The 11,964-nt window shown below is 75.9% G+C and carries 7 protein-coding genes and 1 pseudogene; 1 reads left to right on the forward strand and 7 read right to left on the reverse strand.

Features of this window, described 5'->3' with window-relative positions; all coding sequences use genetic code 11:
* Positions 1-167: 167 nt before the first annotated feature.
* The 7 genes and pseudogenes from AB0937_RS28725 to AB0937_RS28755 all read right to left on the reverse strand — a co-directional run.
* The gene (locus AB0937_RS28725) at positions 168-4,457 is read right to left on the reverse strand and encodes an SAV_2336 N-terminal domain-related protein (protein WP_366715532.1); all 4,290 of its coding nucleotides are present in this window, start codon (positions 4,455-4,457) and stop codon (positions 168-170) included.
* A gap of 100 nt (positions 4,458-4,557) precedes the next feature.
* The gene (locus AB0937_RS28730; protein ID WP_366715534.1) at positions 4,558-5,565 is read right to left on the reverse strand and encodes a MoxR family ATPase; all 1,008 of its coding nucleotides are present in this window, start codon (positions 5,563-5,565) and stop codon (positions 4,558-4,560) included.
* Positions 5,566-5,642: 77 nt separating this feature from the next.
* Complete coding sequence (locus AB0937_RS28735) at positions 5,643-7,331, reverse strand: trypsin-like peptidase domain-containing protein (RefSeq protein ID WP_366715536.1); 1,689 nt, start codon at positions 7,329-7,331, stop codon at positions 5,643-5,645.
* Entirely contained in the window at positions 7,328-7,666 is a 339-nt protein-coding gene (locus AB0937_RS28740; RefSeq protein ID WP_366715538.1) for a CU044_2847 family protein, read from the reverse strand. The genes AB0937_RS28735 and AB0937_RS28740 overlap by 4 nt, the downstream gene beginning before the upstream one ends.
* Before the next feature lie 80 nt (positions 7,667-7,746).
* The gene (locus AB0937_RS28745) at positions 7,747-9,087 is read right to left on the reverse strand and encodes a carboxyl transferase domain-containing protein (protein WP_366715540.1); all 1,341 of its coding nucleotides are present in this window, start codon (positions 9,085-9,087) and stop codon (positions 7,747-7,749) included.
* Complete coding sequence (locus tag AB0937_RS28750; protein ID WP_366715542.1) at positions 9,080-10,525, reverse strand: acyl-CoA synthetase; 1,446 nt, start codon at positions 10,523-10,525, stop codon at positions 9,080-9,082. Before AB0937_RS28750 ends, AB0937_RS28745 begins: the two co-directional genes overlap by 8 nt.
* A 78-nt stretch (positions 10,526-10,603) precedes the next feature.
* Positions 10,604-10,789 (reverse strand): annotated as a pseudogene (locus AB0937_RS28755) (hypothetical protein); the annotation flags it as partial.
* A gap of 155 nt (positions 10,790-10,944) precedes the next feature.
* Here AB0937_RS28755 and AB0937_RS28760 point away from each other — a divergent pair.
* On the forward strand, positions 10,945-11,823 hold the full coding sequence (locus tag AB0937_RS28760) for a hypothetical protein (protein ID WP_366715544.1): 879 nt from the start codon (positions 10,945-10,947) through the stop codon (positions 11,821-11,823).
* Positions 11,824-11,964 lie beyond the last annotated feature (141 nt).

Below are 11,964 nucleotides of genomic sequence, written 5' to 3' on the forward strand. Positions count from 1 at the left end.
GCAGGTCCTCCCGAGAGCACAGACCGTGGGGGGCCGCCAGGTGGCGGGCCTCGCAGACGTGGGTCCGCCGGGTGGCGGGCCTCCTTCGCATCGTGCGCGGGAGGGGGCCGGGCCGCCTTTCGTAGGGGGCCGGGCGGGGCGCCGCCGAACGGGCGGTTCGGGCCGTGCTACAGGGAGCGGGCGGCCTCCAGGACCGGCGCCAGGGAGGTGACGGTCGTCTCGCAGCCCGCCTCTTCGAGCAGCCGGCCGGCGGTGGTGTTCCGGGCCAGGCCGACGAAACGCAGGCCCGCCTGCTGGGCTGCGGTCAGTTCGGCCACCGTGGAGCCGATCAGGACGCCCGTCGCGGCGCCGCCGCCCAAGGAGTCCACGGCGCGCAGCAGACAGTCGGGGTGCGGGGTGAGCAGGGAGAGGTCGGTGCCGCGGGCGTGGATGCCGGCCAGGGGCAGGCCGTACGGAGCGAGGTAGCGCCGGACGGCCGGGACGCTGACGTCCGAGACCACGCTGACGCGGCGGCCGGAGTCGTGCAGGGCACGCACCAGCGGCACGGAGTTGTGCGTGGTCGGCGCGTCCGGGACCGCGCGCAGTTCGAGTGCGTCGAGACGCTCGCGCAGGAGCGGGCCCAGCGGGTCCCGGGCGAAGGCCCGCAGCACGTCGAGCGGATGGGCGAACGTCTCCCGCACCGCGGTCGGCGGAACGTTCCGGGGGTCGCGGTGCTCGGCGACCAGGGCGAGCAGGTCGAGCACCGCCTCGCCCGCCGCGTGCGCCGAGAACAGCCGGGCCAGAGGTCCGTCGAAGCCGAGCAGCACGCAGTCGGCCTCGGCGAGGAGGTCCGACAGCGGGCGCTGCGCCGGGACCGTGCCCTGCGGCCCGGGCAGGGCCCTGCCCTCCGGGGCCAGCTGCACCGACACCGACACCGACAGACCCGGCACCGGCCAGCGGCGCAGGCCCGCGTTGACCGCCCGCTGGGCCGCGCCGGCCCGGCGCAGCGGATGCCGGCGGGTGATCCGGGCCGCCTCCTCCAGCAGATGGCCGAGCAGCGGCTCGGAGACCCGGCTGACCTCGGCGCGGACGAAGGCGACCGGGTCCTCCACGTGCCAGGACAGCTCCACCGCGGCCGCGAAGGCGCCCTTGCCTGAGCTCGGCAGGGAAACCCGGTGGTGGGACTGGTGGGTGGTGAGGTCGACCTTGTAGTACGTCACGGACCGCGACGGCCGGTCGCCGTGCGGCCGGGCCGGGTCGAAGAGGGTGAGCGGGCCGTCGGGCCGGGTGTGGACGAGGGCCGTGCGGCCGGGTGCCGGTATCCCCAGCCGGCGCAGGTCGTGCGTGATGAAGGGACCCTCAACCAGGTCGCGGGTCCCGGGTTCGGGCGCCACGGCGGGGGTGAGCGGGCAGTACCAGGCGACGGGCGGGGTGTCGGTGGCACCGTCCTGGTAGAGGGGCTGGAGACGCCGGGGGCCCTGGGCGGCGGAGCTGGCGGCGAACTGTTCGTACACGGCCGGGGAGACGATCACCTGGATGCCGGCCGGTACGGGCGGTGCCGCCGGCGGCGGGGCGGGCCGGTCCCAGAAGGTGACGGTCAGCGGCGGGGGGTCCACGAGCCCGGTGAGGACCTCGGGCAGGCCGCGCAGGACGGCGACCAGGACGGGCAGGACGAAGGTGCCGGGTTCGGTGTGCACGACGTAGCCGTCGGGACGCACCCGCACCTCGAACCGGTGGGGGGCCAGGGCGCCGCGGGAGAGCATCTCGTGCACCGCGTACTCGAGGGTGATGCGGGCCTCGGGGCGGCCGGTGAGGTCGTCGGCCTCGAACATGATGACGGGGGCGGCTTCGCGGGCCTCGTCCAGTTCGGCGTGCAGGGCCCGGAGCCTCGACTTCAGGACCCGCAGACGGTCCCGGGCCGCGGCCGCCGCGGGGCCGGGAACGCCGTCCAGGGCCGGGCCGTACCAGAGGTCGAGCGCCCGTCCGGCTTCGGCGTGGCCGCACGCCGGGTCGTCGAGCAGTTCCTCGCAGTGGAACGCGTCGACGCGCACCTCCGGCACATGCAGGGCGTAGGCGTTCGGGAGGCTGACCAGGGCACCGGGGGGCAGGACCCGGCGCAGCTCGGGGACGAGGTCCTCGATGCGGGCCGCGGCCCGGCGCTCGTCCGGCGGCTCCTCCCACAGGCCCCGGGCCAGCTCGGCGTGCGTCATGCGACGCCCGTGGGAGAGGAGCAGCATGCACAGCAGCGCCTGGGCCTCCGGGGCGGGAGGCTCCACGGGCCGGGTGCCGCGGCTGATGCGCAGGGGGCCGAGCAGGGTGACGTCGAGCGGAGGCGGCCACGGGGCCGTCGCGGCCAGATCGGCGGCGTACCGGGCGGCCGCGGGCAGCCTGCGCCCGTCGATCAGGTCGAGCAGCTCGCGGTGCTCGTCGGGCACCGGCACACTCGTCGCCAACTGCTTGAGCAGCCACCGGAACTCGCCCAGGTCCCCCTCGGGGTCCTTGTCCCGCGACTCCTCGCCGAGCGCCACCCGGCTCAGCAGCACGGTCCCGTCGGGACGCAGCAGCAGACCGGTGGGCCCGCGCTCCCCGCGTACCAGGCCGCGGTCGTGCAGGGCCTCGAGGCCGGCCAGCCCCTGGGCCACCAGACGGGCGAACGTCCGGAAGGAGAGCCCGGAGAGCACCTCCGCGAGGGTCAGCCCGTCCACGAACTCGGTGACCAGGTACGGGCTGCCGTCCGCCACGCCGAAGTCCAGGACCCGTACGACATGGGGGTGCTCCAACCCGGCCAGGGTGCGGGCCTCCCTCAGGAACCGCTCCTGCGGCGCGGGCTGGTCGCGGTACGGGCGCACGACCACCCGCCGGCCGGTGTGGACGTCCACTGCCTCCCACACGGTCGGGTGCGTCGCGCGTTCGCCGGTCAGCCGGTACCTGCCGGCGAACAACCGCTCCAGCGGCCCCTGCCCGCCCAGCCGCCGCACGGTCTCCTCGCTGACCGTGGCGAACGCCGGGCCCGAGCCGCCCTGGCCGCCGTCGGTCTGTGCCCGGAACTCCCCGGCCGCCAGCCCCGCCCGCTCGTCGATCAGGCCGCCGATCTCCGCGAGGAACTCCCGGGTCCGGCCGCGGGCCGTGCGGGGCAGGGAACGCAGCAGCAACTCCCGTACGCCGGGCCGGAACGCGTAGGAGCCGGGCGGGCCGGGGACGGTGGTGAGCATGCCGCTGAGGATCACCTCGGCGAGGTGCTGGGGGCGGGGGTCCCGGTCCACGGCGCGCTGGACGAGGCGCATCACCGGGACGGAGGGGACGGCCAGGGCGAGGTGCCCGGCCAGCCGGAAGGCCTCCGGGGACGCCGTCGCGCGAAAGCGCAGCACCAGGTCCTCGGGGGAGGCGCCGGCGATGTCCGGGGTCGGCTCCACGGGCGGCGCGGGAGCGGGCGGCAGCCAGGCCGCCGCGCCCGGGGTGCGGGCGCCGCCCGGGTCGGCGACCAGGGCCGCCCAGTGGGCGAGCCAGGGCGCGCCCGGCTCCAGCACCGGCAGGGGCAGGGCGCGCTCCGGGGCAGGGGCGGCGGGGTCGTACGGGGTGAAGGCCAGGGCCGCCGACGGTGCCGCCGTGGCCGGGGACGTCAGCAGGCCCGGCTCGGCGGGCAGCGCGGTCGAGGACCACAGGTGCTCGGGCAGGGGCTGCACGACGGCCAGGGGCGTGCGGTGCGCCCAGTGGCGCAGGGTGCGGTACCAGCGGTCGCCGGCCTCGCCCGGGCGCCACTGCGGGCCCATGCAGTCGCTGACGACGAGAGTGACGGTCCGTCCGTCGTCCGGGTCGGGCACCCGGTGGGCCCGGCCGTCGGGTGTGGCCGGGTGCAGGGTGACCGTGCGGAAGATGCCCGACTGGGCGAGGACCGTGTGCAGTTCACTCACCAGGGGGCGCCAGACCGGCATGGTCGGGCCCGTGTCGTGCACGAGGTTCAGGCGCAGCCAGCGGTCGGGGGCCGCGCGCAGCACCGGGAACCACACGTCGGGGTGGGCGCCGAGCCGCGCGATCCGGTCGGCCGTCGCCCGCTCGTCCAGCACCCGCGCGTGCGGGGAGGGCACCGTGCGTTTCAGCGGGCGCAGGGCGCGTTGCAGCGCGAGGGGGTGGGGAAGCATCGGGGGCGCGGGGGCGAGCACGGGGGTTCCGCCGCCGCCCCGGGGACGGTCCGGGGACCGCGGGGCGGGCAGGGTCAGCGGCACGCGCCCGGCCGGCTCCTGCCGCGGGGGGAGGGGCGTGCCCTCGGGGGGTGCGGGCGGGGCAGGTGCGTTCCGAGGCTCGGTTCCAGGCGCCGGTGTCTCGGCCGGAGCTTTCTGTTCCGGCGCCGCGCCCTGCCGCCCCTCGGCGTCCAACTGGCCTGCCAGCCACACCAGTTCGGCGATCTCCCGCGGCGTCGGCTCGGCCCCCGCCGCGACCAGGACGGCGTCGAGCCGGGCGATGGGGGAGGGACCGGTCACGGTGGTGCGCCGCGGGGTCGGGTTGCCGGCCGGCGCCGGTGGGATCGAGGGCGGTCCCGGCTCGGCGGTGTGCCGCGGCCGCGGGGACGGTGGGGCGGGGTCAGAAGCCATCGCCGTCCGCCGTCGCGCTGAGGTAGGGCATCAGCTGTTCGGCCAGATGGTCGCGGGAGTCGGCGTCCAGGCCGGCCACGCCGGTGAGGTACAGGGCGTTCAGCAACTGATCGGTGGCCAGCTCGCCGCCGGAGGCCCGTTCCAGGAAGCGGGTGATCAGCCGGTCCGCGTCGCCGTCGGGGGTGTCGAGGTGGGCGCGGACGATGTCGGTCAGCTGGTCGCGGTCGGGGCGGCGCAGCTTCAGCCGGACACAGCGCCGCAGGAAGGCCGGCGGGAACTCGCGTTCGCCGTTGCTGGTCAGGACGACGAACGGGAACGCCCGGCAGCGGACCCGGCCGCGCCGGACGGTGACGGGCGAGTCCGTGCCGTCGGCGAGGACCTCGGCCGCCCCGCCGCCCGAGTGGCGTGCGGCGCGCACCAGTTCGGGGATCTCGTACTGGCCCTCCTCCAGGACGTTCAGCAGGTCGTTCGGCAGGTCCAGGTCGCTCTTGTCGATCTCGTCGACGAGCAGCGCGCGCGGCCGGTCGTAGGGGAGCAGGGCCGTGCCGAGCGGCCCGAGGCGCAGATGGTCCTCGACACCACCGGGCCGGTCGAGCCCCTCCCGGGCCGCGTACAGCCGGGACAGCGGGTCGTACTGGTAGAGGCCGTCGGCGAGGGTGCTGCGGCTGGTGATGTTCCAGCGCAGCACCGGACCGAGCCGCAGCTCGCGGGCGACCGCGTAGGCCAGCGAGGACTTGCCGGTGCCCGGCGGGCCGGTGACCAGCAGCGGCCGGCGCAGCACGAGCGCGGCGTTGACGAGCCGGACGGTCTCCGGGGTGGCGACGTACGACTTCGCCCGGTGCACCCGGTCCGGGGAGACGGCCGAGACGTCGTCGCCGTCGTGCGGCGGCGGCAGCGCGGGCCCACCGTCGAAGGCCCGCCAGGGCGGTGGGGCCGGAAGGTCGTCGATGCCGTCGTGCGGCTCGTGGTCGCCGGTGTAGACGGACCAGTGCGGCATGGGGGTTGCTCTCCGCTCTCCGTTTCGTGCAGCTGTTCCGGGACGTGTCGGGCCGCTGTCCGGCGGCCCCGGGCGGGTCAGGCCACCGGCGACCCCGCGTGCGCGGCGGCGACGGCGTGCGGGTCGGTAAAGACCCGCGGGTCGTCCCACAGCAGCTGGATGCCGCGCGCCCAGTGGTCCCCCTCCGCGTGCGCCTCCTCGCGCAACGCCAGGATGTGACGCGGGAGTTCGCCCGGCGGTACGGCCGCCACACACGCGTCGAGCGCGTCCAGGAAGGCCTTGCCCGTGCAGCCGTCCGCCCCGGCGCACTCCTCCTGCCCGGAGCCGCAGCCTCCGCGCGACCAGACGATCACCGGGGCCGGGGCGGTGAGCGAGACGTCGAAGTGCGGCCGGGTGCGGGAGGCGGCCGGGGCGGCGCCGAACCCGGCGAGGCAGGCGTCGGGCATCCGCAGCCGCATCCGCAGCCGCCCGGGCTCCTCCGGGCCGCCGCACTCCACGCGGTGCAGCCGCACACCCGGGAAGGCGTCGAGCCGCTTCCAGGCCCGGGTCAGCACATGCCGGGTGCTGGCCTTGCGCCGGGCGTGGTCGGTGACGACCAGCGGGTAGAGGCAGCCGAGCGGGGTGGTGTCGTCCGGGGCGCTCTCCCAGCGGTCGACGGGCCAGTCCAGCCAGTCCCGGGGCAGCGCGAACGCCACCAGTTCGTCGGCGCCGGGCGTCAGATACCGGAACGCCGCCTCGATGCGGTCGCGCACGTACGCGGACAGCCCGTGCTGCTCGACCGTGCCGGAGTCGACCGGGTGGCGCCGTCCCTCGCTGTACGCGGACACCTCGACACGGACCAGGCCGTCGCCGGCCCCGCTGTGGCCGAGTTCGACGAGGATCGGCGACCAGTCGGGCGCCGCGGGCGTCACGGCCGGGGTGTGCAGCAGCGCTTCGAGCCGGTCGGCGAACCGGGCGACGGTCCGTGCGGCGCCCGGGCCGTCGAGCTCGCACAGCACGAACAGGGCCGCCGACCACAGGGAGTCGAACCCCTCCTCGGGCGGCGGCGGATCGAACGGGTCGGCCGACGCGCGGTACAGCCGCACCGGGTCGCAGTCGACGCCCCCGCGGGCCGCCTTCTCCACCAGGGCGCGCAGCCGGGCCCGGTCGGCGGTGGTGTGGTCGGAGGTGGGGACCAGGCCGCGCAGGGCGGGCCAGTAGCGGGCGATGACCTGGAGGGGCATCATCCGGCCGGTGCGCACGTCCCGGGCGTCGGCCGCCGATGTGACCATGCCGATGACCTCGCCGGTGTCGGCCAGGGTGACCGCGGCTCCGCTGAAGCCGGGGGCCAGCGGCTGCCCGCCGGCGTGCCAGGCCTCCAGCTGGAGCCACTCCCGTCTGATCAACTGCGATGCGGTGACGCGGTATTCGGCGAGGGTGCCCTCGTCGAAGCCGGCCGGGTAGCCGTAGACGACGAGTTTGCGCGGGGGCGTGCCGTGGGCGGCGTCGACCGGGGCGAGGGCGGCCGGGGCGATCGGCATCTCCCGGTCCAGTTCCAGCACGGCGAGGTCGCCGGGGCCGGCGGCGCCGCCGCTCCAGCCACCGTGGGCGACGACCCGGGCGGGCACGGGCGGCGTGCCCGGCAGCTCGGTGAAGCTCACCGCCGGTTCCCCGTCGTCGCCCACCACATGGGCGCACGTCAGCACCGTACGGGGCGTGACGAGGAAGCCCGCTCCGGCCACCCGGCCCCGTAACTCGATCCGCGCGTGCCACTCGGCGCTGTTCATGAGGCCGGGCTTGCCTCCGTGCCGCCCGGGGACCAGGTCAGTCTGACCACCAGGTGGCCCTCGGCGGTGCCCCTGGCGATGAACGCACCCGTCTCGGCGGCCAGTTTGACCCCGAACTCGATCTCCACGCCGTCCGGTTTCAGCGACCCGTCGCGGAACACCCGCAGCGCGGACTCGGCGGCCGCGCGCACCCCGTCCAGGGCACCCTCGAACGTGCGGGTCGCCCGGACCGTGCCGTCGCCCCGGGAGACCAGGCGGGAGCCGGAGCGCTCCTCGGCCGCCTCGACCGTGACCACCGCACCGTCACCGGTTCTGAACTCCACCAACCCGTCCACGGCACCCCCGTCGTCCTTGCGCCCGGCATTCCCATTGTGACGGACGGTACTTGATGACGTGGGAGGCAGCCACCGGTACCTCAGGGTCCCACGGTTCCCCGGATCACCCCGAGCTCCACCAGGTCCTGCGGCCGGATGCGGAGCTGGTCCGCCGTCGTCTCCACTTCGCGTGGGGGGCGTTTGAGGATGGCCGCCGCGAGTTCCGGCGCGATCACGGAGAAGTAGCTGTCGGGCGTGGCCCAGGTGTTGCCGGGGGCGGCCAGGGCCAGGGCGCCGCCGGAGCCGCCCTCGCCGATCACCAGCGTGGTCACCGGGGTGCGGGCGCCCGCGACCGCGGCGAACAGGTCGGCGATCGCCGGGCCCGCGCCCTGCCGTTCCGCCTCCGCGTCGTTGGCCGCGCCCGGGGTGTCCACGAGGGTCAGCACCGGGATGCCGAGCCGGTCCGCGAGGCGGATCAGCCGGGCGGCGGTGCGGTAGCCGGCGGGGCGGGTCGCGGTCCCGGTCTGCGCGGCGTAGGCGACCGTGCGGCCCTCGTGCGTGCCGAAGCCGCACAGCATGCCGTCCGGGTCGGTGCCGCCGCAGCGGTCGCCGCTGATCGCGACCCGGTCGGTGAAGTAGGCGTTCAGGTAGGCGGCGGCGCGTGGCCGCCGCGGGGACCGGGCGCGGCGGACGGCGTCCCAGCCCGTGGCGGGCAGGACCGCGGACTCGCCGAGCGGCTCGGGCGGCGGGGCGGGCGTGGTGGACGGGCGCGTCAGCAGGCGCAGCCACCGCCCCAGCGTCTCGCGCAGTTCCTCGGGCCGTACGACCGCGTCGGCCGCGCCCGCCGCGACCTGCGCCTCCGCCGTGTACGCCGCCGGGTCGGCGCCGGCCGGCCGTACCCGGGAGCCGGCGAAGCCCACCTGGGCGCCGGGCAGAGCGAGCGTCACGTCGGCGCCCGCGCCCAGGGTGGCCCAGCCGCCCCCGGTCGTCGGGTCGCGCAGGACCGCGACCTGCGCCAGACCGGCCTCCCGGGTGAGCGCCGACTGGCGTGCCACCCGCTGGAGCTGGGACAGCGCGAGCATGCCCTCCTGCATGCGGCTGCCGCCCGTGGCCACCAGCGGCACCAGCGGGAAGCGGCGTTCGCGGGCGTAGGTGTACGCCGCCTCCAGCCGGTCGCCGGTGCGCTCGCCCAGGGAGCCGCCGAGGAAGCCGAACTCGAACGCGATCAGCACGGCCCGGGTGCCGCCGACCCGGGCGGTGCCGCACACCACGGACTCCTGCTCGCCGGTGCGTTCGACAGCACGGGCGCGGGAGGCGTCGTAGCCGGGCCAGCCGAGCGGGCCGTCGGGCCTTGAGTTCCTTGCCGGGGCGGGGAGTTCGGCGAAGGTGGCGTCGTCGGCGAGGGCGGTGACGACCGCGCGGGCGGACAAGGGCTCAGCCATGGGCCAGCGCCCGCTTCATGATCTTCCCCATGTCGTTGCGGGGCAGGGCGTCGAGGTGGTGGACGACCCGGGGCCGCTTGTGCGGGGCGAGGCGCTCGGCCACGTGGCCGGCCAACTCGTCCAGTGTGGGCGGCGCCTGCGGATCGTCCGGCACGATCCACGCCACGATCCGCTCGCCCAGGTCGGCGTCCGGCTCCCCGGTGACGGCAGCCTCCCGCACCCCCGGGTGTTCGAGGAGCGCGTTCTCGATCTCACCGGCCCCGATCTTGTAACCGCCGCTCTTGATCAGGTCGGTGGCCTTGCGGCCGACGATCCGGACGTAGCCGTCGGGGTCGCGCACCGCCATGTCGCCGGTGCGGAAGAAACCGTCGGCGGTGAAGGTGGCGGCGGTGGCGTCGGGGCGGTTGAGGTACTCGGTGAACAGGTTCGGCCCGCGTACCTGGATCTCACCCACCGACTCCCCGTCGTACGCGGTGATCTCCGAGCCGTCCTCCTCGGCCAGCCGCAGCTCCACCCCCGGCAGGGGCACACCGACCGTGCCTGGGCGGGCCTCGCCGTCGGCGCGGACGGCGGTGTTCATCAGCGTCTCCGTCATGCCGTACCGCTCGATCACCCGCCGTCCGGTCGCGGTCGCGATCCGGCCGTGGTCGTGCACCGGCAGCGCGGCGGAACCGGAGACCAGCAGCCGCGCCCCGGTCAGCGCCTTCACCAGTTCCGGGTCGCTCGTCACGGCCTCCGCGATGCGGTGGTACATCGTCGGCACGCCGAACAGCATGGTCGCCCCGGCGTTCAGCTCGCGGGCGACGCCCTGGGTGCTGAAGCGGCCCAGGTGCCGCACCGAGCCGCCGCGCCGCAGCGGGCCGAGGGTGCCCAGGACCAGACCGTGCACGTGGAACAGTGGCAGTCCGTGGACGAGGACGTCGTCGCCGGTCCACTGCCAGGCGTCGGCCAGCGCGTCCAGGGTGCTCGCGACGGCCCGGCGCGGGATGACGGCTCCCTTGGGCGGGCCGGTGGTGCCGGAGGTGTAGACGATCAGGGCCGGGTCCTCGTCCGCGCCGCGGTCCTCGGGGGCCGGGCCGGTGGCGTGTACGTCGACGTCCACGCGGGCGAGGTCCCCCAGGGGGGCGGGGAGCAGGTCGTCGGGAGCGGTGAGCACGAGCTCGGGGGCGCTGTCGGACAGGATGTGCCCGAGTTCCTTCTCGCCGGACCTGGGGTTGAGCGGCACGGCCGGGACTCCGGCCAGGAGCGCGGCGACCACGGCGACGGCCGTCTCCATCGTGGGCGTCGCCCAGACGGCGACCCGTGTGGCTGCGCCGATGCGGCCCGTGAGTGCTCCGGCCGCGGCGGCGAGCTGCGCGTAGGTGAGGGAGCGCTCGCCGAACCGGAGGGCCGGACGGCCGGCCGGGCTGTCGGTCAGGGCCGGGAAGAGAGGGGGCACGCGTCACATCTCCTTGACTGTTGCCTGCTGTTGCCTGCTGATGCCGGTGGTGGCGGTGGGCCCGGCCGGGCGTGGCCACCCCCAGCCGGGGAGGACCATCACCGGCCGGGCCGCCGCCGGTACGCCCGCCACCACAATCTCTCCGTACACCATCGGCCGCCGGAAGAAACGCTCGCGGTCCACGTCCGGGGCGGCGGCCGGGACGAGCACGCCGTCGGCCGAGAACGGGCTGACGCCGACGACCGGCGCCGAGACAGCGAGTGCCGGGCTCGCCGGCCGGCTGCTACCGGGCGTCCGTTCCGTCACCGATGCTGGGGCTTCACCGAAGGTGAAGGTCAAACGGGGTGTCGCGGTTCCCGGCGGGGTTGTTAGCCTGCGGCGGACATCCCGTCGATCGTCCGTACGAAGAGGGAGTGGCCGTGGCCGGCGCCCCGCGCATCGCCGTCGTCACCTACGACCCCCGCGGTGAGGAGCACAAGGACCGCGACCTGCCGGTGCTGGTGGACGCGCTGCGGGAGACCGGGGCCGATGCCCTCGCCGTCGCCTGGGACGACCCGGACGTGGACTGGGCCGGGTTCGATCTCGCTCTCCTCCGCTCCACCTGGGACTACAGCTGGCGCGCCGGGGAGTTCACGGCGTGGGCCGGGCGGTGCGCGAAGGCCACACGGCTCGCCAATCCGCTCTCGGTCGTGCGGTGGAACGCCGACAAGCGCTACCTCGGGCAGCTCGCGGAGGCCGGAGTGCCCACCGTGCCCACCCGGTACTTCGCGCCCGGCGACCCCGTCGAGCTGCCCGCCGACGGCGAGTACGTGGTGAAGCCCGCCTCCGGTGCCGGAGCCCGGTACGCCGCCCGCTACCCGGCCGGGGAGCGGGACGCCGCCCTGCGGCAGGCCGAGCGCATGCACGCCGAGGGGTTCACCGTCATGGTGCAGCCCTACCTGAGCAGCATCGACACCCACGGCGAGCGGGCCGTGCAGTTCTTCGGCGGGCGCCTGCTGCACGCCGGCGTCAAGGGCGCCGTACTCGCACAGGGCACGCCGTACGACGCCGACAAGGTCGCCCACCCCGGCATCCGCCCGTGGCAGCCGACCGCCGCCGAACTGGACGTCGCCGAGCGGGCGCTGGCCGCCGTGCCCGGGGACGCGGAGCTGCTGTACGCGCGCGTGGACCTGGTCACCGGGCCGGACGGTGAGCCGTGCGTGATGGAGCTGGAGCTGATCGAGCCGAACCTGTTCCTCGATCTGCACCCGGGCTCGGTGCCCAGAGTGGTGGAGGCGGTGCTGGCCGCCGCCGGCTGAGCGCGGCACGCGGGGCATACCTCCTCCGATGGGGCTTTTGGTGTACTGCTGGGGCCATGCCCTCCGAGCGACGGTCCTGGGCACCGCTGCTGGCGGTGTGCGCCCGCCTGGCCACCCACATCAGCACCTCCTCGCAGGCAG

Source organism: Streptomyces sp. NPDC047880, from assembly GCF_040706515.1.
GTDB lineage: Bacteria > Actinomycetota > Actinomycetes > Streptomycetales > Streptomycetaceae > Streptomyces.

Bases quoted from the DNA above. Each gene is read 5' to 3' on its own strand.
- AB0937_RS28730 (WP_366715534.1), bottom strand. From the start codon at position 5,565: ATGCCGCACTGGTCCGTCTACACCGGCGACCACGAGCCGCACGACGGC.
- AB0937_RS28735 (WP_366715536.1), bottom strand. From the start codon at position 7,331: ATGAACAGCGCCGAGTGGCACGCGCGGATCGAGTTACGGGGCCGGGTG.
- AB0937_RS28745 (WP_366715540.1), bottom strand. From the start codon at position 9,087: ATGGCTGAGCCCTTGTCCGCCCGCGCGGTCGTCACCGCCCTCGCCGAC.